The organism is Acidovorax sp. sif0632 (assembly GCF_019218805.1).
Classification (GTDB): Bacteria; Pseudomonadota; Gammaproteobacteria; order Burkholderiales; family Burkholderiaceae_C; genus Acidovorax; species Acidovorax facilis.
Genome location: NZ_JAHUWW010000006.1, coordinates 77624 through 101739 on the forward strand (window position 1 = coordinate 77624; position 24116 = coordinate 101739).

The window sequence follows — 24116 nt, forward strand, 5'->3', positions numbered from 1 at the left end:
TTCCATGGAAGACATCGTCATCGTTTCGGCCGCCCGCACTGCTGTGGGCAAGTTTGGTGGTGCGCTGGCCAAGACGCCTGCGACCGAACTGGGCGCCATCGTGATCCGCGAAGCCATCGCGCGCGCGGGCCTGTCGTCCGACCAGATTGGTGAAGTCATCATGGGCCAGGTGCTGGCCGCTGGCGTGGGCCAGAACCCCGCCCGGCAGGCTTCCATGAAGGCCGGTGTGGCCAAGGAAACTCCTGCGCTCACGATCAATGCGGTGTGCGGCTCAGGCTTGAAGGCCGTGATGCTTGCTGCGCAGGCTGTGGCCTGGGGTGACAGCGAGATCGTCGTGGCTGGCGGCCAAGAGAGCATGAGCATGGCGCCCCACGTATTGCCCGGCTCCCGCGATGGCCAGCGCATGGGCGACTGGAAGCTCATCGACACCATGATCGTGGACGGTCTGTGGGACGTGTACAACCAGTACCACATGGGTATCACCGCTGAAAACGTGGCCAAGGCCTATGGCATCACCCGTGACATGCAGGACGCCCTGGCCCTGGGCAGCCAGCAAAAGGCCGCCGCAGCGCAAGATGCCGGCAAGTTCGTGGACGAAATCGTGGGTGTGAGCCTGGCGCAAAAGAAGGGCGACCCCATCCTGTTCAACGCCGACGAATACCTCAACCGCAAGACCAACGCCGAAGCGCTGGCAGGCCTGCGCCCCGCATTCGACAAGGCCGGCAGCGTGACGGCGGGCAACGCATCCGGCCTGAACGATGGCGCTGCCGCCGTGGTGGTGATGAGCGCCAAGAAGGCGGCCGCCCTGGGTCTCAAGCCCCTGGCACGCATCGCTGCATTCGGCACCAGCGGACTCGATCCCGCCACCATGGGCATGGGCCCGGTGCCAGCGTCACGCAAGGCCCTGCAGCGCGCAGGCTGGAACGCTGCAGATGTGGACCTGTTCGAGCTGAACGAAGCCTTTGCCGCACAAGCCTGCGCGGTGAACAAGGAATTGGGGATTGACCCTGCCAAGGTGAACGTGAACGGCGGTGCCATCGCCATCGGCCACCCCATCGGCGCTTCCGGCTGCCGCATCCTGGTGACCCTACTGCACGAAATGCAGCGTCGCGATGCCAAGAAGGGCTTGGCAGCGCTGTGTATTGGTGGCGGCATGGGTGTGTCCCTGGCCTTGGAGCGTTAATAGGAGCCCCTGCGCCTGTTTGCACCTGCGGTTCAGCCGTTTCTCAGGGGCAAAGCCAAAAATCGAAGCCGCGTTACGACGCGGCTTTTTTATGTCTGGCTTCAGGGTGAACGTATGGCCGCCGTGGCCCCACTTCGGCGTGCGCAGGTGGTTGCAAGATGTTTCTATGGGATCGTTGGAAGGCTCTGGCTTGCACCAAAACTGTGACTCTGCCGAGACACATAGCGCGTAAGGCGTGTGACGCATGCCGATATGCCAAAAAGAAAAGGGCTTCAGTGTTTTCCTTCACGGCGGCGGTAGATTTCTTCGGTAGAGTGGCTGTTGAGCAAATCACTAACAAGGAGAAATCACATGAGCCAGAAAGTTGCATACGTCACCGGCGGCATGGGCGGCATCGGGACTGCCATTTGCCAGCGCCTGCACAAGGAGGGCTTCAAGGTCATCGCAGGTTGTGGCCCTACCCGTGACCATGCCAAGTGGCTGGCCGAGCAGAAAGCCCTGGGCTACACCTTCTATGCGTCGGTGGGCAATGTGGGCGACTGGGATTCCACGGTAGAAGCCTTTGGCAAGACCAAGGCCGAGCACGGCACCATCGACGTGCTGGTGAACAACGCCGGCATCACCCGCGACCGCATGTTCCTCAAGATGTCGCGCGAAGACTGGGACGCGGTGATTGAAACCAACCTCAACAGCATGTTCAACGTCACCAAGCAGGTGGTGGCCGACATGGTGGAAAAGGGCTGGGGCCGCATCATCAACATCAGCTCGGTGAACGGTGAAAAGGGCCAGGCGGGCCAGACCAACTACTCTGCTGCCAAGGCGGGCATGCATGGCTTTTCGATGGCGCTGGCGCAGGAGTTGGCCACCAAGGGCGTGACGGTCAATACGGTGAGCCCCGGCTACATCGGCACCGACATGGTCAAGGCGATCCGCCCCGATGTGCTCGAAAAGATCGTTGCCACGGTTCCCGTCAAGCGCCTCGGTGAACCCAGCGAAATCGCTTCCATCATTGCGTGGCTGGCTTCGGATGAAGGTGGCTACGCGACCGGTGCCGATTTCTCGGTCAACGGTGGCCTGCACATGGGTTGACACCCGAAGGCTTGGAAAAACAAAAAACCCCGCAATGCGGGGTTTTTTATTGGAGGAGCAAGAGGGAAGGGGCTGCCGGTTATCTTGCTTCGGGGAGCCTATGAAATGGGCCGTTCGGCAGAAACACAACCGGTACCTTGGTACGTTTTGTGCTCCGGTTTTGAGGCTGGCATTGGATGGGCGCTTGAAGCGGGAAAATGGCTGCCACGCCTTCAGAAGCGGGCGGGAGCGCGCTTGCGATCGCGTTCGTCTTCGGGCCAAGCGGACAAGATTGCGGTGGTATTCATGCTGGAAAACTCCTGTGATGTATCAACAACGCGGCCCATCTACTGTCCGTTGACAGCGTCTCGCAAAAAAATGCAACCGTAAGTGCCCGCAGGTTTACCTCTACACCGCTATCAAAAATAATAGCTAAAAATGATTGCTGGATAAGCGCAAAGGTCGAATAACGATCACTTTGTGATTACATGAATTTACATTTTTGGCCTATGCCGCTGCCGAGATTTCTTCCAGTTCCGAAGAAATTTCCAGCCAGCGTTCTTCCAGTTGGGCCGTCTCATCATTGCCTGCCTTCAGGGCGCGGCCACACTCGGCGATCTCGGCCGGGGGCAGGGCCTGCGTGAGCTTGTGCTCGAGCGCAGCCCGTTCGCCAGCCAGCGTCGCCAGGCGCTTGTCGATCTGCTCCAGCTCTTTTTTGAGCGGCCGTGTTTTTTCGGCTTGTTGCTGGCGCGCCTGGGCATCCAGCTTGCGTTGTTCTCGCCCGTCCCTTGAAGGGGTTGGGGCGGAGGCTGGTGTGGGCACCAGGGCGGCGACAGGAGCGGGATTTGCTGCCGCTGAAGGTGCGTTGGACTTGCTGGCTGTGGGGGGGGCCACCGAGACCTGCGCCTGTTCGGCCAGGCGCGCCTCTTCGCGAAGGCGTTTGGACTCTTCGAGCAGGTAGCGCTGGTAGTCGTCCAGATCGCCATCGAAGGGTCCCACAACGCCCCGGCCAACCATCCAGAAGTCCTCGCAGACCGAGCGCAGCAGCGAACGGTCGTGGCTGACCAGCATGACGGTCCCATCGAAGTCGTTGAGCGCCATGGCCAGGGCCTCTCGGGTCGCCAAGTCGAGGTGGTTGGTAGGTTCGTCCAGCAGCAGCAGGTTGGGACGCTGCCAGACGATCATGGCCAGCACCAAGCGGGCTTTTTCGCCACCGCTCATCGTGCCCACGGCCTGCTTGACCATGTCGCCCGTGAAGTTGAACGTGCCCAGATAGCTGCGCAGGTCTTGCTCGCGGCTGGGTTGCTTGGCGTCGGGACCCAGCTCCTTGGCCAGGCGGATCATGTGCTCCAGCGGGTTCTCGCTGGGGCGCAGCACATCCAATTCCTGCTGCGCAAAGTAGCCGATGTTCAGGCCCTTGCCTTCGGTCACGCTGCCGCCCAGGGGTTTCATGGTGCGGGCAATGGTTTTGACCAGCGTGGACTTGCCCTGGCCGTTGGCACCCAGAATGCCGATCCGCTGGCCCGCCAGCACCGAGCGGTTCACGCCAGTGAGGATGGTGGTGGGCGTGCCCTCGTCGTCCACATAGCCAAATGACGCATCGCTGATAGCCAGCATCGGGTTTGGCAGATTGGCGGGTTCCTTGAACTCGAAGGTGAAGTCCGCCTCGGCCAGCACGGGGCCAATCTTTTCCATGCGTTCGAGCTGCTTGACGCGGCTTTGCGCCTGCTTGGCCTTGCTGGCCTTGGCCTTGAAGCGGTCGATGAACTTCTGCAGGTGGGCCATCTTCTCCTGCTGTTTGGAGAAGCTGGCCTGTTGCAGTTCAAGCTGCTGGGCGCGCAGCTCTTCGAACTTGCTGTAGTTGCCACCGTAACGGTTCAACTCGCCTTGCTGGATTTGCAGGGTGACGTTGGTGATGGCGTCCAGAAACTCGCGGTCATGGCTGATCACGATCATGGTGCCCGCGTAGCGCTTGAGCCAGGCTTCGAGCCAGACCAGGGCGTCCAAGTCCAAGTGGTTGGTGGGCTCGTCCAGCAGCAGCAAATCGCTGGGGCACATCAGTGCGCGGGCCAGTTGCAGGCGCATGCGCCAGCCACCCGAGAAGCTGTTGACGGGTTGGTCCAGTTCGCTGACGCGAAAGCCCAGGCCCAGAATCAGTGCCTGTGCACGTGCCACGGCATCGTGGGCTCCCGCGTCGTGCAAGTCGGAATAGGCATGCGCGATGGCCATGCCGTCGTCGCTGGCCTCTGCGTCGAGCAACTGTTGCTGGACCTCGGCCAGACGCGTGTCACCCTCCAACACAAAGTCAGTGGCCGACTGGTCGGTTTCGGGCATGTTCTGCGCGACCTCCGCCATGCGCCAGCTGGTGGGGATGTAGAAATCTCCCCCGTCTTCGTGCAGTTTGCCGCTGAGCAAGGCAAACAGGCTCGACTTGCCCGCGCCATTGCGGCCCACAAGGCCTACGCTTTCGCCGGGGTTGATGGTGGCGGAAACGCTGTCGAGCACGACTTTGGCGCCGCGTCGCAGGGTAACGTTCTTGAGGGTGATCATCCGGAACTCAGAAAAAAGCGCACCCGCACTGGGCGGGTGGCGTGAAAAAGCAGGGGGCCAAGGCTGTTGCAAACCATCCAAGGGATGCAACAAGCCGGTGGCGCGCAACCCTCTATTGTGCCGTGAGCCGGCTTTGGGCGGCCAAGGCCTGCCGAGTCACCAGCAAAACCTGGTCTTCACCTGCACTGGTATCGAGCCAGAAAACAGGCAGTTGGGGGAAAGCGGCCTCGAAGTAAGCGCGTTCGTTGCCAATCTCCAGAATGATCACTGCATCCTCACTCATGCAGGCGGGAGCAGCGGCAAACAGCTGGCGCACAAAGTCCATGCCATCGTTGCCTCCGGCCAGGGCCAGCTCGGGCTCGGCACGGTATTCGGCGGGCAAGGCGGCCATGCTGGCCGCATTCACGTAGGGCGGATTGCACAGGATCAGGTCCCAGGGGCCGGGCAGTGCAGCCAGGCCATCGGACAGCTGCAGCTGGATGCGGTCTTGCAGGCCATGTTTGTCCACGTTGATGCGGGCTACCGCCAGCGCATCGGGCGATATGTCGGCGCCCGTCACTTGCACCTCGGGCCAGGCCATGGCCGCCAGCACGGCAAGGCTGCCGTTACCCGTGCACAGGTCCAGCACCTGGCGGGTGTGGTCGCTCAGGTACTCGTCAGCCCCCCCATCGACCAGCAGTTCGGCAATGAAGCTGCGCGGCACGATGGCGCGTTCGTCCACGTAGAACGGTACACCCTGCAGCCAGGCCTCTTGTGTGAGATAGGCGGCGGGCTTGCGGGTGCGGATGCGCTCTTCAAAAAGAGTAGCTACCAGCGCTTGATCGGCGGGCGCTACGGGCTGATTCTTCATGGAATCGGGGGTCTCTGACAGATCACTGTCCAGCGGTAGCCCTAGACGCCAGAGCACCAGCCAAGCGGCTTCGTCGTGGGCATTGGTGGTACCGTGGCCAAAGGAGACGCCTGCTGCGGCAAGGCACTGCGAACCCGATTCGACCAGGGCACCCACGGTATCGCCCGCGACGGTGGGGTGCTGTTGTGAAGTGTTCATGCTGGCACTCCATCGGCGGCCAGGGCCTGCGCATGCAGGTTTTCCAGCGTGCGGCGGTAGATGTTCTTGAGGGGGTCAATGTCGGCCACGACGATGTGCTCGTCGATCTTGTGGATGCTGGCGTTGGGAGGGCCGAGTTCAATCACCTGGGGGCACACCTGGGCAATGAAACGGCCGTCGCTGGTTCCGCCCGTGGTGGAGAGTTCGGTGGTCAGCCCGGTCTCTGCAGTGATGGCCTGCTGCACGGCGCCCACCAGTTCGCCGGGGGTTGTCAAAAACGGCTGGCCGCCCAGCGTCCAGCGCAGGTCGTATTCCAGGCCATGGCGGTCCAGCACGGCGTGCACACGCTGCTGCAGGCCTTCGGCAGTGGATTCAGTCGAGAAGCGGAAGTTGAAGTCGATCACGACCTCTCCCGGAATCACATTGGTGGCACCCGTGCCGCCGTGCATGTTGCTGATCTGCCAGCTGGTGGGCGGGAAAAACGCGTTGCCCTCGTCCCACACCGTGGCCGCCAGCTCCGTGAGTGCGGGCAGGGCCTGGTGAATGGGGTTGCGGGCCAGTTGCGGGTAGGCAATGTGCCCCTGAATACCGCGCACAGAGAGCTTGCCACTGAGCGTGCCGCGCCGCCCGTTCTTGATCATGTCACCCGTTTTTTCGACGGAGGTAGGTTCTCCCACGATGCAGTAATCGAGCTTTTCACCACGTGCCTTGAGTTGCTCGACCACGACCTTGGTGCCATCCACCGAGGGGCCTTCCTCGTCGCTGGTCAGAAGAAAAGCCAGCGCAATCTGCGGATCGGGCGTGGCGGCCAGGAACTCTTCCACCGCCACGACAAAGGCGGCGATGGAGGTTTTCATGTCGCTGGCACCACGGCCATAGAGCTTGCCATCCTTGTGGGTAGGCACAAACGGGTCGCTGCTCCACTGTGCCAGCGGGCCGGTGGGTACGACATCGGTGTGGCCGGCAAACACTATGGTTTTAATAGCTGCTTGCGCCTTTCCATCAAGCGCTACAGGCCTTTTTGCCCACAAGTTGCTGACACGAAAGTCCGCCGGGCCGCTGTCCAGGCGCTCACACACAAACCCGAGCGGAGCCAGCCGCGCGGCCAGCAGGTCCAGGCAGCCCGCATCTTCGGGGGTGATGGAGGGCAGGGAAATGAGCTGTTCGGCGAGGTGCAGGGTACGGGACATTGGGGATTCGGTGGGATGGGGCCGTGCAGTCAGCTGTAGTTAGAGAGCGAAGCGTAAGCATCAGCGCGGCCTAGGCGAGAGACGGCAAGCCAAGGGCCGCCCCGCAGCGAGGGCGTCGTCCCCCAGGGGGAAGGCGCCGCAGGCGACTCAGTGCGGAGACATTTCATGCCGCTGGTTTGACGTCCAGCACGATCTCGGTAAAGGAAGGCGCGTCGTCGGGTGCATCCCGCGCTTCCTTCTGCGCCTTGGCGGCATTGGCGGCCAGCGAGAAATCGTTTTGCAAGCGCCACATGAGGTTGGTAGGCGAGTCAGCGTAGGCCATGCCTTCCTTGCGGTCGATCTTGGAGTCCATGATCAACCGGGCGAGGGCTTCCTCAAAGGTCAGCGAACCTTCGGCCATGGACTTCTCCATCGCTTCTTTGACGCCTGAGAAATCGCCTTTTTCGATCAGGTCGGACACCAGCTTGGTGTTGAGCATGACTTCCACCGCCGGAGCACGGCTGCCGTCGATGGTGCGCACCAGGCGTTGGGAGATGATGGCCTTCAGGGCGGATGCCAGGTCGCCCAGCATGGTGGGACGCACTTCGACGGGATAGAACGACAAGATGCGATTGAGCGCGTGGTAGCTGTTGTTGCCGTGCAGCGTGGCCAGACACAAGTGGCCGGACTGGGCGTAGGCAATTGCGGCCGACATGGTTTCGCGGTCGCGGATTTCGCCGATCAGGATCACATCCGGCGCCTGGCGCAGCGCGTTCTTGAGGGCGGTCTGCAGCGATTGGGTATCACTGCCGATCTCGCGCTGATTGACGATGGATTTCTTGTTCTTGAACTGGTACTCGACCGGGTCTTCGATGGTGAGGATGTGGCCGGTGAGTGCTTCGTTGCGGGTGTCGATCATCGACGCCAGGGATGTGCTCTTGCCCGAGCCCGTGGCGCCGACCATCAGGATCAGGCCCCGCTTTTCCATGATGAGTTCGCGCATCACGGGTGGAAGGCCCAGCGAGTCGAATTCGGGAATCTGCTGCGAGATGAAACGGATCACCACCGCGTAGCTGCCGCGCTGGCGCATGGCACTGATACGGAAGCGGCCCACACCGCTGAGCGGCACGCCCATGTTCAGCTCGCCGGTTTCCTCCAGTTCTTCGATGCGATCTGGAGGAACCACTTCGGAGAGCAGGTTGCGCGGCGCATCGGGCGGCAGGATCTGGTTGTTGATCGGGATGCATTCGCCGTTGATCTTGATCAGCGCCGGGGCATTGGCCGACAGGTAGACGTCTGATGCCTTCTTTTCGCTCATCAGGCGAAGAATCCGCTCCATCGTGCTCATGGTGTTTCCCTCTTGTTGTCGGTGTCTGTCGGCGGGCAGGCGGGATGGCCTGCCCCGGCCTTGAATGCGATCAGTCTCGCAGCAGGTCGTTGATGCTGGTCTTGGAGCGGGTCTGCGCGTCCACCTGCTTGACGATGATGGCGGCGTACATGCTGTAGGGCGTGCCGTTGGCGGCCGTCTTGGGCAGGTTGCCGCTGACCACCACCGAGCCCGAGGGCACGCGGCCATAGCTGATCTCGCCCGTGGCGCGGTTGAAGATGGGGGTGCTCTGGCCCAGGTACACGCCCATGCCCAGCACGGAGTTCTCTTCGACCACCACGCCTTCAACCACTTCGGACCGTGCACCGATGAAGCAGTTGTCTTCGATGATGGTGGGGCCGGCTTGCAGAGGCTCCAGCACGCCACCAATGCCCACGCCACCCGACAGGTGCACGTTGGCACCGATCTGTGCGCACGAACCCACGGTGGCCCAGGTGTCGACCATGGTGCCTTCGCCCACATAGGCGCCAATGTTCACGTACGACGGCATCAGGATCGCTCCCTTGGCGATGAAGCTGCCACGGCGGGCGACGGCGGGTGGCACCACACGCACCCCGGTGGCCTTCATTTCTTCTTCAGACAAGTGGGCAAACTTGGTCTGCACCTTGTCGTAAAAACCCAGGTCACCGGCCTTGACCACTTCGTTGTCCTTCAGGCGGAACGACAGCAGCACCGCCTTCTTGATCCACTGGTGCACGGTCCACTGGCCCACACCTTCGCGCGTGGCCACGCGCAGCGTGCCGTTGTTCAGCTCGGCGATCACATGCTCGACAGCGTCCTGGATTTCCTTGGGGGCGGCGGAGGGCGAAAGGCTGGCGCGGTTGTCCCAGGCGTTGTCGATGAGGGTTTGCAGTTGTTGGGTCATGTTGTTGTCTGTCAGTCTGTGGATCAGGAATCAGAAATCAGGCAGTGCGGGACTGGATGAATTGCACGATGCGCAACGCAGCCTCCACGCACTCTTCGGTTTCGGCCACCAGGGCCATGCGCACGCGCTGGGCACCGGGGTTGCTGCCCTGGGCCTCGCGGGCCAGGTAGCTGCCAGGGAGCACCGTAACATTGTATTGAGCCAGAAGGGCCCGCGCGAACTCGGCGTCGTCCATGGCAAGCTGCTCGGGGACTTTGGCCCAGAGGTAGAAACCTGCATCGGGAAGGGCTACTTCCATGACACCCGCCAGCAGCGGCGTGACCTGGGCGAACTTCTTGCGGTAGCGCGTGCGGTTTTCCACCACATGCTGCTCGTCACCCCAGGCCGCAATGCTGGCTGCCTGCACGATGGGGCTCATGGCGCTGCCGTGGTACGTGCGGTACAGCAGGAAGGCCTTGATCAGGGCCGCATCACCCGCCACAAAACCGCTGCGCATGCCGGGCACGTTGCTGCGCTTGGAGAGACTGGTGAAGGAGATCAGGTTCTTGTAGTCGCTGCGGCCGAGCTTGTCTGCAGCCTGCAGGCCGCCCAACGGCGGTTCGTCGCGGAAGTAGATTTCGCTGTAGCACTCGTCCGAGGCAATCACAAAACCATACCGGTCGCTCAGTTCAAACAACTTCTTCCACTCCGTCAGCGGCATGACGGCGCCGGTGGGGTTGCCAGGGGAGCAAACAAAAAGCAACTGCGTCCGCTGCCACACGGAGTCCGGCACCGCGTCCCAATTCACGGCGAAATTGCGTGCCGGGTCGCTGGCCGCGTAATAAGGGGCCGCGCCCGCCAGCAGGGCTGCACCTTCATAGATCTGGTAGAACGGATTGGGGCAGACTACCAGCGGCTGGCCTTTTGAAGGATCGATGATGGTTTGGGCAAACGAAAAAAGTGCTTCCCGAGAACCATTCACGGGAAGGACCTGGGTGGCCGGATCCAGCGTGATGGCATAGCGCAAATTCAGCCAGCGGGTGAAGGCCTCGCGCAAGCCCAACTCGCCAGCGGTGGCGGGGTAACTCGCCAGGCCACTGAGGTTGTTACTGAGTGCATCTTTGATGAACTGCGGTGTAGGATGGCGTGGCTCACCCATGCCCAGGCTGATGGGGCTGTAGGCTGCCGGGGGCACCACCCCCGCAAAGAGCTGCCGCAGCCGCTCGAAGGGGTAGGGCTGGAGATGGGAAAGCAGGGGATTCATGGGGCGCCATTATGGGCGATCACCTCAGATCAGTCGGCGCTGGATCGGCCAGGGTTTGGCGGATCGTGACCGGAGCTGACCTCAATGCGTCGATGGGCCCGTGGTCTGTCAATCCGCTGTAAGGGATGTCCTGCATAACCCTTGCGAGTCGGTGGTAGTGCGGATCGGGATAGGCCGCAAGGCGTCTTTTTGCAGCCAATAGCTGGGCTATTGGCAAGAAAAGCAACGCAGCGGACTGCCCGAGGCCGCGCTATCACAGACCGCAGGGAGTTATGCAGGACATCCTAAATGCGTGTACCTAGTATTCAGGCCCTTTGATCAGAACAATAGAGGAGACACGATGTCAGGATTCCTACCGCTGCGTCCGGGGCTCTGGTGGATGCGCAGGTGGCATTTGCCTGGCAAGCTGCTCTCGCTGAGTCTTCTGGTGGGGGCGGCACTTGCCATTGCTGCGTTTGGGGCGCCTTGGTGGGCGCTTGCCTTGGCCGCAGTGGTGGTGTTGTACGCTCTGCTCGTGCTTTACCTCAGTCTGGCCACCGACCTTGCGGGTCTGGCGCAAACCATAGAGCTGACCCAGGCCGGGGATCTCCGGGCCCAGCCCCGTCGCGACTACGGACAAGATGAGGTGGCCGAGATGGCGCAGTCGCTCGACCGCATGGTGATCACGCTCTCCTCCATGGTGGCAGACATCCGTAGCAATGCGGCGCTGGTCGCCCATGCTGGGCAGAGCCTGGCCGAGGGCAATCGCTCGCTGGCCGACCGCACCGAGCAGCAGGCCGCCAACCTGGAGCAGACGGCCGCCAGTGTGGAGCAACTGTCTTCAGCGGTGCAGAACAACGCTCAGACCGCGCACAGTGCCGATACCCGGGCGGCGCAGGTGCGTGACGCAGCCGATGTGGGCGCCCAGGCCATGGCACGTGCGGTGCAGTCGGTCGAGGCCATCCAGCAAGGTGCGCGGCGCATGACTGAAATCATCGGTGTGATCGACAGCATTGCATTTCAGACCAATATCCTTGCCCTGAACGCAGCCGTTGAGGCTGCTCGCGCCGGAGAGCAGGGCCGTGGGTTTGCCGTGGTGGCAGCAGAGGTGCGCACGCTGGCCAAGCGGTCCAGCGATGCCGCGCACGAAATTCGTGAACTGATCGGTGCCTCGGTCAGTCAGGTCGAAACCAGTGCGGGCCTGATTCGGTCGGCCGGGGAGGGGATCTCGGACATGGCGGGGGGCATTCGCAGCGTGGCAGCCAGCATGAGTGAAATCTCCGGATCGAGCGCCGAGCAAAGCACCGGCCTGCGCGAGGTGAGCGCCGCCGTGCAACAACTGGACCAGATCACCCAGCACAACGCCCAGATGGTGGGCCATGCCGTGCAACAGGCAGAGGCCCTGGAAAGCCGCGCATCCACCTTGTCGCGTGCGGTCTCTGCATTCCGCCTGCAGCAGGGCACGGCCGAGGAGGCTGTGGCGCTGGTGGGCAAGGCCATGGCGCTGCACAAGAGTACCTCGCGCGACCAGTTCCTGCGCAGCATCACTGACAAGAACCAGCCCTACCACGACCGCGACATGTATGTGTTTGTCCTCGACTCCGCAGGCACCTACCTGGCCTTTGGAGGCAACACCGCCAAGGTGGGCACGCGGGTGCAGGACATTCCTGGCATTGCAGGCGACCGGCTGGTGAACGACATCGTTTCCCAGGCGGACCGTGAGCCGGGCTGGGTGGAGTACGACATCACCAACCCTGCCACGGGTGCGGTGCAGACGAAGATGTCTTACGTCAGCCGCGCGGGCGATCTGTATGTGGGGTGTGGGGTTTACAAGGCACTCGCTGCCCGCTGAGCTGTCGGACCTCGGTCACTGGCGGGCTCACCCCAGCAGCCGGCGGTACCAGGCAGTGGGTGGTTTTGGCGCAGGTGCTTTTGCGTTGGTCGCCTCAGCTTCGACCTCAGTTCCGGAGGCATCCATGGGCAAGAGCGCAATCCGGCGAATACCCAACCCCAGAGAGCGCTTGTCCGTGCTCTCCGGATTCAGATCGCAGGGCCGCACGAGGGGGGAGCCCTGGAGCGCCACTCTGACCCGGTCCGCACGGCTTCGCAAGACCGCGTTGGGAACACGGGCCTCCAGGACGAGCGTGTCGCCCACTTGTTCCTGGTGCACCGCAATCGCTTGCCCATTCACCTGCATTTGAAGCTCGCTGACAGCTGCCATCGTCAACAGGTGGACGACTTCCATCCGCAGCAAATGATCGCCAACGCCTACCGGGCGGAAGTCGATCCATGTCTCAGGCTCCAGGCCTGTCCATGCAAAGTGATGTGGACTTTCGGTCTCCCGGACATGCCAGCCCCGTCCCGGGATGGGGCGGTCAAAGAGGTAGTCGTGTCCAGGCGGCAGGGAGGCGAGCCAGTGCGAATCGGGCTCGTCCAAGGGCGCTTCAATGTACCGGTTGAAGCCCATGCGGTCTTCACCCCGCAACATGACGCAGGGGAAAGGTTCGCTGACTTTTGCGATGGGGACCGTCACTCGGACGGCCAGTCCCAGCCTGTGCTCCGTGGTGCGGTTGGGGTTGGAGTGATGCAGCAGCCGTTCATTGAAGAGAAAGAACTGGCCGGGCTCCAGCACCATGGATACCTTGCGGGTTTCATCCACGTAGGCGGGGTCTGAAGCGATGCCGCCGAACCGAAGGCTCTTGGCTGGATCTGTATCGATGGCCGGAGGGACGATTTGCCGGTGCGAGCCTGGAATGATTTCCACGCATCCATTTTCCAGCGTTGCCGGCGTAATCGCCAGCCAAGCTGAAATGTTCAGGATGGGTTCCATGTTCCAGTTGTAATGATCTTGGTGCCAGGGGTATTCCTCTTGCTGTTCAGGCCGGGCAGGCGGTTTGTTGAAAAGATTGGAATTCCACAGAACGAGATCCGGCCCATAGAGAGAAGCCATGCGTTCCACGATGGCCGGGGCCGAGCACATCGCATGGACCGCTTGGCTGTCTAGGTGCCGCACGCGCAGGCCGAATGGGCAATAAGGCGTAGGCGTGGGCAGCACCCGCTCACATACCGTTGTGCGGAATTTTTCCATTTCATGGGGCGAGAATGCCGTGAATGGCCCTGCGTAGCCCTGTGTCCGAAATTGCTCAATTTCCTCCGGAGACAAACAGACGGGGAGTTCGGAGGTGTCTTTGTTCATGGGTGCCTGCGTAGAAATACCTGTCAATTCTGAGGTTGCGCCGTCACGCGGGTTGGCTGGAACGTCCTCCACTAGCGCGGCCAGGCGCTCGTAGGCAGCCCGGCCCACGCTGACCTGCTGTCGTGCCACTTGCAGCAACCGCTGCCGTTCAGTCCCTGCTGCATGCCACGCATCCTGTATGGCGGTCGCCAAGTGCGTGGCCGTTTCCTCACGGTCCAGAAACACGATGTGGCAGGCGGCGCCAAACTGGGCTTGAAGCCCTTGCATTTTCGACCGGTAGTGGGGCGATGCCACCAAGGCGATCACCGACACCCCTTGCGACAGTGCGAACACTGCCGCGTGGTAGCTGCCGGTGATGACCACACGGCATGTACCGATCTGCTGCACGACGTCCTGTGGCGTTGCAACCGGGTAGGAGGTGTAGCTGATGCCCGGGATGCCGTGGAGCAGCGAGGCAATGGCGTCCGGATCGGAAGGACCGGCAAGCGAAATGGGCACACCGGCAACAAGAGGTGCACCCAGCCGTGAAATGGCACTTCCCAACCCTTCCCGCAGGCGCGACAGGGTGTTGGCATCGACGCCGGCGTAGTCCGCTTGGCGGACGTTGATGCCCAGGCTTTTGCCCAGAACTGTGGGGCGCAAGTCAAACGCCAGTTCAATCGCCTCGTCTGCTGCCACGACCAGGCGTTGTTCTGGCACCCCAAAGGATCTCGCCACCATCGGGCTTTGCTGCGATTCTCTGCAGACCACCAGGCTCAAAAGAGGAAATACCCCCAGCATCTTCTGCGAAAGGCTGCGAACGCTGACAGGTTCAAATCCACAGCTCAGAATGATTGCCGGTTTGCCGAGCCTGATACCCGCTTCCAGCGTCTGCAAGATGACTTCCGATTGACCAGAGAAATCGTCGCTGAAATATCCGCCGCCGGTCGCCATCACCATATCGCAATCCATCAGCGCCGACACGATGCGCGCACAGTCTGCTGATGCTTGGGTTATCAGGTTCCGGGTATCAGCACCAAGGGCGATCAGCGGCAGGGGGAGGCGTTCTTCGGTGAGCTCAAGCGCAATGACTTCGGGACAATCCTTTTTGAGCAGGGCTGCATTGCGGGTTATCCAATGTATTTGACAATCTGGCCAGTGGTGCCGTAACCGGCGAAAAATGACCTGGTAAATCGCCCTGTCTCCTAGATTATCGTTGTTGGAGAAATAGTTTCCTGAATCGACCAGAATTCGGTGCGGTGCCATTTGTGGATGTCAGAAGTAATAGGTGGTCAATGCCTCATCATGGAACGATACCAAACCGAGTATGGTTGGGCGAGCCACCACTTTAATGGCACCCGGCCATAATGCCGGCGAACCACATCTATCGCCTCCCGATAATGCGCTTTGCGCCGGGTGCTCGTCTTCGTTTCGGGGTGCTCCCGGTTGGTTGCCAGAAAGGTATCCACAAATTCCAGAGGTCCCAGAGCCTTGTAAAGGCGCCACCAAAGATCGTAGTCCATGGTCATGTGCAATGTTTCGTCCACGCCTCCAACGGCTTCCCAGGCAGTGCGGCGAATCAGCGTTCCGGGCTGAGAAACGATGCAGAGTTGCGCCATCCACCACTCGCTGAAAGGGCGGACAAAGACGGGATTGGTTCTTTTTGTGCTTTCCGCATAGTTCCATACCCGTCCGTAGGCCATGGGGGCTGCTGGATTGTGCTGCAGTGCTGCCACCAGGCTTTTCAGCGCACCTGGCAACAACCAGTCGTCGCTATTGAGCCAGCAGACAAAAGGCGCACGTCCATTTGCTATCGCCTCGTTGATGGCCGACGATTGGCCCATGTCTTTGGAACTGCGCCAGCCTGCAAGCCGTTCTTCCCAGCGGCGGATGACCTCTATCGTGCCGTCGGTCGAACCACCGTCCGCGACATAGACTTCGACGGGGATGTCCTGTGCAAATATGGACTCGAGTGCAGCATTCAGATAGCGCCCCTGGTTATAGGAAGGCACTGCCACTGTCACCAACGGCATGTCCAGCGGATCATCCATTGGCACGCTGCTGCAGTGTTGACATGTAATTCCCGTAGACCATGGCCAACCCCTGCCTGAGTTCAGTCCGGGCGCGCCAGCCCAGTCCCTTCAGGCGACTCACATTCAGGAGTTTTCGTGGAGGACCATCCGGCTTGGAGGCGTCAAACTCGATATGGCCGGGATATCCCACCACGTCGCTGATCAATTGTGCGAGCTCCCGAATGGACAGGTCTTCGCCAGTCCCCAGATTGATATGTGATAACCGAGGCTGCGTGCAGGCGTTGTAAATTGATTTTTCGAGATTCATGACATGGACGCAGGCTGCCGCCATGTCATCGACATATAGAAATTCGCGGCGCGGTGCACCGGTTCCCCAGATCACGACATTGGGCGCATGGGCGAGCTTTGCCTCGTGGAAACGCCGTATCAGTGCCGGAATGACATGGCTGTTTTCTGGGTGATAGTTGTCGCCCGGGCCATACAGGTTGGTGGGCATCACGCTGCGATAGTCGGTGCCATATTGCCGGTTGTAAGACTCGCACAGCTTGATGCCCGCAATTTTGGCAACGGCGTAGGGCTCGTTGGTGGGCTCCAAGGTGCCGGTCAGCAGTGCGTCTTCACCCATGGGCTGTGGCGCGAGTCTGGGGTAGATGCAGCTGGAACCCAGGAACATCAGGCGCTGAACACCGGCTCGCCAGGCTTCATGCACGACATTCGCCTCGATCATCAGGTTTTGGTAAATGAACTCTGCGGGATACGTATTGTTGGCGTGTATACCCCCCACCATGGCTGCGGCTAGGTAGACGTGGGTTGGAGCTTCATCCTTGAAAAACGAACGCACATCCGCCTGGCAGGTCAGATCGAGTTCGGCGTGGGTGCGTGCAATGATCTGGACACCACCTTGTTGCTCAAGCACACGCACGATGGCCGAACCGACCATGCCGCTGTGGCCGGCCACATAAACCCTCGGTGCCCGGACTGCTGAGCCGTTATTGGTCGCGGTCATGGGCGCGGCCCCCACACCTCGTCGCCAAGGCGGTACCACCGGGCGGCCTTCCCATTTTCTGCTCTTCTCATTTCCAATTCCTTTGTCTCGAATCCAGCCAGTTTGCTTTTGGCGGCGTATTGGTCGATGTAGTGGCTGCAGCCAGCTTGAAGAGCACGCTCCACCCAGCTCAATGTGCACGCTTGAGTGGTTGCCGCATCCGGAATGCCAAATCGCGAAGCATGTGCCTTGAGAGATAGGGAAGCACGGCATTCCGTATCTCTTTATAGTCAGGGACTCTGCCGAGGATTTTCTCGCGTATCCGGCTCATTTCCTGCTGGCCAATGTCATTGATATTGGCAGAAGTCTTTTGGTGCTCATGAACCCGGAATGCGCCCAGGAAGCGGGGGATGTGGGAAAAATTTGCACCGGCGTCCCGGAAACGGATCAGCAAATCCCAGTCCATGGCAAACCTGAATGATTCGTCGACTTGGGCACCGGTCTTGTCCCAGATGCGTCGCCGCCAGAAGAGTGTTTCCTGCGGAATATAGTCTGCCCAAGACAATACGGTGTTGTCATGCCCTGGCATGATCCAGCGACCAATCTCCATTCCATTTCGATCGATGAGCAAGCGGTCTCCATAGACCACGTCAACATCGGGATGGCGGGCAAAGTAGTCTGCGACGGTGCTCAAGGCGCCCGGCAAGAGCAGGTCGTCTGAATTGAGCCACGCCATGATTTCACCCGTCGTTCGTGCGAAACCCCGGTTGATCGCTTGCGATTGCCCCGTATCCTTTTCGGATACCCATCCCGTTATTTTTGCTTCGAATTTTTTCAGAACGGAGATGGTTTCGTCCTGGGAGCCGCCATCCTGAATGAAATATTCCAGATTGGGATATTCTTGGTCCAGAACACTTGTTATTGTCTTTTCAATGAAATTACCCTGCTTAAATGAAGGTGTGATCAGTGAAATTTTGGGGGAAATTGTAGATGATTGCGTCTTTGGTCTCACTCCTGGCGGCACCATGGGCCTCGGTGCATACTGATTGAGATTGCCTAGCCGCGGCTTGAAGGGGGCTGCAACATGTCGAAGAATAGGACGCAAGGGGCGAAATGCTGAAAAAGCGATATGCAAAATTATTCTGAAAGTACCAAGCGATTGGTATGGCTTCTTGATGATTGCAAAGAACTTTGTAAGCCATTTTTCTGGATTTTTTTTATATTCCTGCAATTCAATCTCCACTGAAACTGTACGGTGAAATGCTATGGCAATATCTGTATATTAGCGGAAAGTTGTTAGGTGTCACTTGTGCACAGAGGTTATTGCCATAAATTCTCCACTTGCCGGGAGTCCGAACATCCCAAGAAATGGTGCAGATTCTGTCTCGTAGTCCCAGTCAATCCTGAATGGCCCAAACCAGCCAGTACTGTCGATTTCTCTGCCCTTGTTGATGCCGGTTGGTTGGTGAATACCAATTTTCAAGGAATAAAGTCCCGCTTCCATGGCCAGCGTCACCTTGAACAAAAAAACTGCGCTGGTCCCTTTTTCTGTTTCGCAGTCTTCCACGCCCAAGCGTCGGGCATTAGTGACAAAAATAACCTGGTCAAAGCGGTTTTTTATTGCCAATGCCACTGTCGTGCCGACATCATCCAGATGGCTTTGGTAATGTACCTTTATATATACATCAGAACCCATCCTGGCATGCCCGATTTCGTTCTCATTGTGATCCTGGATGCTAACTGCCATCAACCTGTTGCGAAGGTTTTGAGGTTTGGTCCAGAACGCATTGTTGAAAATCATGGGATTTTGAGCATCCGCAGTGTCTGCAACAAGGTGTGAGGTGGGTGTTTTCGTGGTGTGTGCAGGCAGTATCGGCGCATCCTCATTGAAATAGTGCCGTATCGCGGATCCGCTGTCGCCCATGAATTGAGCCATGCCATGGCGCAAATAGAGGGCTGTTTTGCAAAGATCACGTACCGTCCCCATGTCGTGTGAGACGAAAAGCAGGGTCAACCCGTCTTCCCGCATTTTCCGAAGGCGTCCAAAACATTTCTGCTGGAAAAAATAATCTCCTACGCTCAGTGCTTCATCAACAATCAATATATCTGGTGTCAATGCTACCTGTACGGCAAAAGCCAGGCGAACAAGCATGCCGCTCGAATAGGTTTTGACCTGCCGGTGCAGCACATCGCCAATATCAGCAAATGCGGCGATGTCGTCGAATTGGCGCTCTACATCTGATCGCGTCAATCCCATCAACAAGCCATTCAGCAGGACGTTTTCCCAGCCTGTGTATTCCGGGTTGAACCCGCTGCCTAATTCCAGCAATGCGGCAACTCGCCCATTCACCTGTACCTTGCCGGTCGTCGGAGTCAGGGTCTGGGTCACTATTTCCAGCAAGGTACTTTTGCCACTGCCGTTGCGGCCGATGACCCCCAGCGATTCACCCCGCCTGACCTCGAGGTTGATGTCTTTCAGTGCCCATATTTCCTGCATTCCTTCTGTGTGCCTAGGAGACAATGCATGCAGGAGGCGTGAGCGCTGATTGTCGAATACCCGATAGCACTTGCTGACATCCTGTACGGAAATGACAATGTCCGACATCGCTCAAACCATGTCCGCAAACGTTGTGCGCAGCCGTCTGAACAGTATCAACGAGGCCCACGAAAAAGCACTGGCAAGGCCGGTATAGACCGCAAGCCCCAAGAAGGAGGGCAGTCCCCCCGTCAGAAGCACGAGGCGAAACTGCTCGACAATAAAGGTCAGAGGATTGAGCATCAGCAAATTCTTCAACAACTCAGGGGCGGAATCCATGCTGTAGAAAATCGGGGTTAGGAAGAGAAGGCAGTGGCTGAGCATGCCTGTCAGCTGGCCGATGTCCTTCACCGCAACGCCCACAGCGGAGAGAAGCCATGCCAACCCCAGCAGCATGGGTGAAAAGCACAGCAGGATAAAAGGAAAAAGAAGCACCGTGGGTGAAGGCTTCCCCATGAAAACTATATATCCCGCCAGTAAAATCGCTGTACCCAGTAATGCCTGAAGGTAGGCTACTCCTACTGTAACGACGGGCAATAGCTCTAGTGGGAAAACCACCTTCTTCACGAAGTTTGGGTTCCTGGCTATCAGAAGAGGTGATTTATTCAGGACTTCTGAAAATGCATTGAAAATAATCAACCCGGCGAATAACATGAATGCATAGTCAGCCGCGCTGCCTGCATTGTTCCAGCGAGATTTGAGAATTACTCCAAATGCGATAATGTAGATGGTCAGTAAAAAGAGGGGTTGCGCCAGCGACCAAAATATTCCGCCAAAGGAACCGCGATATTGGCTGGAAAATTCACGCTTGACGAGTTCAAGGACCAAACTGCGGTGCCGCCACAATGTGGTGGGAAGGCTAGATTGCATGGATTGCACATTCCATTTGAAATCGCGGCTGTATTGATTTGGTTGGTATATTCATTAATCCCAGCTAATATTGCGCGATGTGCATTGTCGAGAAGATCTGTGCTAGCGGGCGGGTGGGGACGCTCTTATTGAATCATTGAAGGTTGCCCTGCAGCGGGGGGCTGTTCGATGCGCCGTCTGAACGTGAAATTTGCTCCAATGTGCTCGATTTTGCGGAGTTTGTCTTCCCTCAAAGTGCCAGGGAGGGCTGGGCCTGAAGATTTCCCGGTCCTTGTCGACCTGGGCGGATGAAGAGGGCTCTTGCTCAGAGCCCCCAACCTAGCGCGGAGCTTGTGACCGCCGCTGGCGGGCTCGCTCCAGGGCTGCTGCAATGGTGGCCTGGCGGGCAACCTGCGCCGTGGCGGTATCTGCGAGGGAGGCAGGGACAGGGCCGTTGTCAACGGAGGACGGAGGGGTTTCATCATCCGCGTCCGGTACTGCTTCCAAGGGCAGGCGTTCACGGTGTGCCTGGTAGCGCAGGCGCGCCTGTTGCGCCAAAGGACCCGACCATGCGGCCCAGCCGGTGGCATTCCCGCTGGCGTTTTCGAGCTGGATGCAATCCACAGGGCACACCGGAATGCACAGCTCGCACCCGGTGCAATAGGGCTCGACAACGGTGTGCATTTTCTTGTGGGAGCCCACGATGGCATCGGTGGGGCAGGCCTTGATGCACAGCGTGCAGCCGATACACCAGGCTTCGTCGATGTACGCCACGGTGCGTGGGGCTTCCACACCATGCTCTGCACTCAGCGGCAGCGGTGCTTGCCCCGTGATGGCTGCGAGGCGGGCGATGCCCTCAGCGCCCCCAGGGGGGCACTGGTTGATGGGCACGCCCTCTTCGGCAATGGCCCGGGCGTATGTGGCGCAGTCGGGGTAGCCGCAGCGTGTGCACTGTGTCTGGGGCAAGGCCGCGTCGATCCGCGCCGCAAGCGTGAGGACGGCGGCAGTTGATGCAGAAGCTGACCGGGGGGGGCTCAAGCCTTGCGTGCCGCATTGCGGCGGGTGCGGGCAGATGCCGCAGCGGTCACCGTAGTCTTCGCTGGCGTGGCAACGCCCACATCAGCAGGTGCGGCAGCGCCGGTGGGCTTGCTAGTGGTGGCTGCGGGTGCAGGTGCCACCCAGCGGGTGGCCACCGCCGCAGGCGCCTTGGCCGTGGGCTTGGTCGGCGTTTTGGCGGCTGCTTTGACAGGCGTTTTTACAGCCGCTGTGGCGGCGGGTTTGACGAGTGGCTTGGCGGCTGCCTTGGCGGCGGGCGCTGCGGCTTTTGTTGTTGCTGCTGCGCGGTGGGGGGGGTTGTCGTCCGGCGTTTCCGTGACGGGGGCTGCGATTTTCGCCTGAGGCTTTTCGTGTTCCAGGATGAAAGCGCGTACCTGGGGGTAGACCACTTCGCGCCAGCGCCGGCCGCTGAAGATGCCATAGTGGCCCGCGCCCTTGGCCTCCAGATGGCGCTGTTCCTTGCGCACGATGCCGCTGCACAGATCGTGCGCGGCTTCGGTCTGGCCCGAGCCGGAGATGTCGTCAAGCTCGCCTTCCACCGTGAACAGGGCGGTCGTGGTGATGTCCTGCGGGCGCACGCGCTCGATCTTGCCGTCGGGGGAGCGCACATCCCAGGTGCCGTGCACCAGTTTGTAGTCCTGGAAAACGGTCTGGATGGTTTCCAGGTAGTAATCGGCGTCCATGTCGAGCACGGCGTTGTACTCGTCGTAGAACTTGCGGTGGGCCTCGGCGCTGGCGTCGTCGCCCTTGATCAGGTCCTTGAAGTAGTCATAGTGGCTGCTGGCGTGGCGGTCCGGGTTCATGGCCACAAAGCCGGTGTACTGCAGAAAACCTGGGTACACGCGCCGCCCTGCGCCGGGGAAGTTCTCGGGCACGCGGTAGATCACGTTGTTCTCGAACCACTCAAAGCTACGGTTCGTCGCCAGGTTGTTCACCGAAGTCGGGGACTTGCGGGCGTCGATGGGGCCGCCCATCATGGTCATCGTCAGCGGCGTGGTTTCGCCACGGCTGGCCATCAGGGACACGGCGGCCAGCACGGGCACGGTGGGCTGGCACACGCTGATGACATGGCAGTTGCCATAGATGCCCTGCAGGTGGCGGATGAACTCCTGCACGTAATTCACGTAGTCGTCGAGGTGGAACTCACCATCGGCCAGGGGGACCAGCCGGGCATTCTTCCAGTCGGTGATGTAGACCTTGTGGTCCTTGAGCATGGTGCGCACGGTGTCGCGCAGCAAAGTGGCGTAGTGCCCCGACAAGGGCGCCACGATCAGCACCACAGGTTGGGCCTTGAGCTTGGTCAAGGTGGCGGTGTCGTCCGAGAAACGCTTGAAGCGGCGCAGTTCGCAGAACGGCTTGTCCATCTCGATGCGTTCGTGCACCGCCACACCGACGCCGTCCACATCCACCGAATGGATCTCGAAAGCGGGCTTTTCATAGTCCTTGCCCAGGCGATACAGCAGTTCGTAGCCCGCAGACATGCGCTGCGCCAGTGGGCTTTCGCTGAAGGGGGACATGGGGTTGCTGAACAGCTTGGCAGCAGCCTGCGCGAAATCGGTAAAGGGCTCCATCAGGGAGCGCTGGGTTTCGTAGATGTGATACAGCATGGGCGAAACTCCGTTATGTTGCAGTGCAATATAACAGCACTTCGTAACAAGCGCATGGAGGAAAACCACCAATGCCAAGTCACCTATGCGACAGATCAGGGCGTCTCACTTAGAGCTTGTCCAATAAGCCGATGCCAGTCAAATTGCTATTGAATAGATAGCTGTAAATTTAATCTGGACGAGCGGTAGGGCCCAATTTTTCTCAAATTATTGCGGCTTTGGCTCAGCCTGCTCCTGCAGCCACGCCTCGAACGACTCCCGGGCCGAGTTGCGCAGGGCGGGGCGGAACGCGGTCTTGTTACTCAGGTACAGGCAATGCCGGATCACGGTATACGGATTGAAGCTGGCCTGAGGGTTTTGTTCTTCGAAGTGCTGCTTGTAGCGCTTGACCACGCCCACGGTCTCGCGCATCAGCGCATTGAAGCGGGCCCGCGTCATGCCCCGGGACCACGCCTGAATGTCGTCCACAAAACCGTCTACCTTGGAAGGCTCGAACTCAAAATCCTTGAAGAAGTGCGTTGCAATCTTGAGGAAGGTGAACGCGTTGAGCTCGCTGCTGGGGGCTTGGGCCTTGCTAGGGGCCTGCGTGTTGTCGGCGCTGGCAGGGTCGGGCAGCGGCTCGGCGGTTTCGTCGGGGGCTTGCAGCAGTTCGGCGGCCGTGGCGTCGCGGATCTGGCGGAACTCGCGGTCGGCCAGCTCGAACAGGGCTGACAGCACATTGATGCGGCGCTTGAGTTCGCCTGGGATCGATTTCTTGTACTTGATCCTGTGGTCCAGCACGCTCCAGGAGTCCTGGATGATGGTGCGCACCTGCAGCTCGAACGGCAGGTGGGCATAGGCTGCATGCTCAGGCTGCGTGCGTTCGGCATGGCTGAGCTTGAGGTCCAGATGCAGGCCTTTGTAGCCAAATGAGGCCTCGGTGCTTTCCACCGCCGTCACCTTGTCGGTGACATCGATCACGGCAAAGTGCCCGCGCACGATGGCCGCGATTTTCTCCAGCTCGTCCTCGTACAGGCACACCACACGCACGCCGACCAGGTCGGTGATGTAGTGCTGGATCTCATAGGGCGTGTTGTTTTCCTCCAGCGCCGGGCGGTATTTGCGCACGAACTTGCGGATGCATTCATCCACATCCTTGACGCGGCCCTCCACCTTGGCGATCTCTACCCCACCCGACTGCGTGACCACAGCGGCCACCATGGCGGTGAAGGCGGCGCAGGCGGTTTCCAGCGCAGCGGATTGCTCTGCGTAGAACGCGCGGAAATGGGATTCCTCCAGGTCGAAATCAAGCGATGGCATGCTGGTTCTTTGGTGTGCGAGGGTGGTGGGTGGGGACGTGCTCAGGCCCCTGGTGCGGTGTTGAGGATGGTGCGCAGGAAGCAT

At 60.0% G+C, this 24116-nt stretch carries 18 protein-coding genes; 3 read left to right on the forward strand and 15 right to left on the reverse strand.

What is annotated here, in order from left to right; translation table 11 throughout:
* Positions 1-4: 4 nt before the first annotated feature.
* A complete protein-coding gene (locus KW832_RS18465; RefSeq protein ID WP_121506300.1) occupies positions 5-1183 on the forward strand; it encodes an acetyl-CoA C-acetyltransferase in 1179 nt (392 codons plus the stop codon).
* Between the two features lie 351 nt (positions 1184-1534).
* Positions 1535-2272: an acetoacetyl-CoA reductase gene (gene phbB / locus KW832_RS18470; RefSeq protein ID WP_121420225.1), complete on the forward strand. Its 738-nt coding sequence runs from the start codon at positions 1535-1537 to the stop codon at positions 2270-2272.
* Between the two features lie 486 nt (positions 2273-2758).
* Here phbB and KW832_RS18475 read toward each other — a convergent pair whose 3' ends face one another.
* From KW832_RS18475 to dapC, 6 genes are all read right to left on the reverse strand, one after another.
* Positions 2759-4801: an ABC-F family ATP-binding cassette domain-containing protein gene (locus KW832_RS18475; RefSeq protein WP_218301138.1), complete on the reverse strand. Its 2043-nt coding sequence runs from the start codon at positions 4799-4801 to the stop codon at positions 2759-2761.
* A gap of 112 nt (positions 4802-4913) precedes the next feature.
* Positions 4914-5849, reverse strand: coding sequence for a 50S ribosomal protein L3 N(5)-glutamine methyltransferase (gene prmB / locus KW832_RS18480; RefSeq protein WP_218301137.1), 936 nt, complete (start codon positions 5847-5849; stop codon positions 4914-4916).
* On the reverse strand, positions 5846-7039 hold the full coding sequence (gene dapE / locus KW832_RS18485) for a succinyl-diaminopimelate desuccinylase (RefSeq protein ID WP_218301136.1): 1194 nt from the start codon (positions 7037-7039) through the stop codon (positions 5846-5848). The genes prmB and dapE overlap by 4 nt, the downstream gene beginning before the upstream one ends.
* 163 nt (positions 7040-7202) lie before the next feature.
* Entirely contained in the window at positions 7203-8366 is a 1164-nt protein-coding gene (locus KW832_RS18490; protein ID WP_055397852.1) for a PilT/PilU family type 4a pilus ATPase, read from the reverse strand.
* A gap of 70 nt (positions 8367-8436) precedes the next feature.
* The gene (gene dapD, locus KW832_RS18495; protein ID WP_121506304.1) at positions 8437-9270 is read right to left on the reverse strand and encodes a 2,3,4,5-tetrahydropyridine-2,6-dicarboxylate N-succinyltransferase; all 834 of its coding nucleotides are present in this window, start codon (positions 9268-9270) and stop codon (positions 8437-8439) included.
* Between the two features lie 37 nt (positions 9271-9307).
* On the reverse strand, positions 9308-10513 hold the full coding sequence (gene dapC, locus KW832_RS18500; RefSeq protein ID WP_218301135.1) for a succinyldiaminopimelate transaminase: 1206 nt from the start codon (positions 10511-10513) through the stop codon (positions 9308-9310).
* Positions 10514-10853: 340 nt separating this feature from the next.
* On the opposite strand from dapC, the gene KW832_RS18505 reads away from it, so the two are divergent.
* Positions 10854-12344 (forward strand): methyl-accepting chemotaxis protein, encoded by a 1491-nt coding sequence (locus KW832_RS18505; RefSeq protein ID WP_218301134.1) that lies wholly within the window; start codon positions 10854-10856, stop codon positions 12342-12344.
* Positions 12345-12371: 27 nt separating this feature from the next.
* On the opposite strand, the gene KW832_RS18510 is transcribed toward KW832_RS18505, so the two are convergent.
* The 9 genes from KW832_RS18510 to KW832_RS18550 all read right to left on the reverse strand — a co-directional run bounded on the left by KW832_RS18510 (position 12372) and on the right by KW832_RS18550 (position 24032).
* A complete protein-coding gene (locus KW832_RS18510) occupies positions 12372-14933 on the reverse strand; it encodes a phytanoyl-CoA dioxygenase family protein (RefSeq protein WP_218301133.1) in 2562 nt (853 codons plus the stop codon).
* Between the two features lie 26 nt (positions 14934-14959).
* Positions 14960-15718 (reverse strand): glycosyltransferase family 2 protein, encoded by a 759-nt coding sequence (locus tag KW832_RS18515; protein WP_255577832.1) that lies wholly within the window; start codon positions 15716-15718, stop codon positions 14960-14962.
* Entirely contained in the window at positions 15711-16706 is a 996-nt protein-coding gene (locus KW832_RS18520; RefSeq protein ID WP_218301132.1) for a GDP-L-fucose synthase, read from the reverse strand. The genes KW832_RS18515 and KW832_RS18520 overlap by 8 nt, the downstream gene beginning before the upstream one ends.
* A 169-nt stretch (positions 16707-16875) precedes the next feature.
* On the reverse strand, positions 16876-17928 hold the full coding sequence (locus KW832_RS18525; RefSeq protein ID WP_370628753.1) for a glycosyltransferase family 2 protein: 1053 nt from the start codon (positions 17926-17928) through the stop codon (positions 16876-16878).
* A gap of 60 nt (positions 17929-17988) precedes the next feature.
* The gene (locus KW832_RS18530) at positions 17989-19290 is read right to left on the reverse strand and encodes an ABC transporter ATP-binding protein (RefSeq protein WP_218301131.1); all 1302 of its coding nucleotides are present in this window, start codon (positions 19288-19290) and stop codon (positions 17989-17991) included.
* A 3-nt stretch (positions 19291-19293) separates the two neighbouring features.
* On the reverse strand, positions 19294-20091 hold the full coding sequence (locus KW832_RS18535) for an ABC transporter permease (protein WP_255577833.1): 798 nt from the start codon (positions 20089-20091) through the stop codon (positions 19294-19296).
* Between the two features lie 318 nt (positions 20092-20409).
* Entirely contained in the window at positions 20410-21036 is a 627-nt protein-coding gene (locus tag KW832_RS18540) for an RnfABCDGE type electron transport complex subunit B (protein WP_370628751.1), read from the reverse strand.
* Between the two features lie 68 nt (positions 21037-21104).
* Positions 21105-22733 (reverse strand): polyhydroxyalkanoate depolymerase, encoded by a 1629-nt coding sequence (gene phaZ / locus KW832_RS18545; protein WP_218301129.1) that lies wholly within the window; start codon positions 22731-22733, stop codon positions 21105-21107.
* 207 nt (positions 22734-22940) lie between these two features.
* Positions 22941-24032: a GTP pyrophosphokinase family protein gene (locus tag KW832_RS18550; RefSeq protein ID WP_218301128.1), complete on the reverse strand. Its 1092-nt coding sequence runs from the start codon at positions 24030-24032 to the stop codon at positions 22941-22943.
* Positions 24033-24116 lie beyond the last annotated feature (84 nt).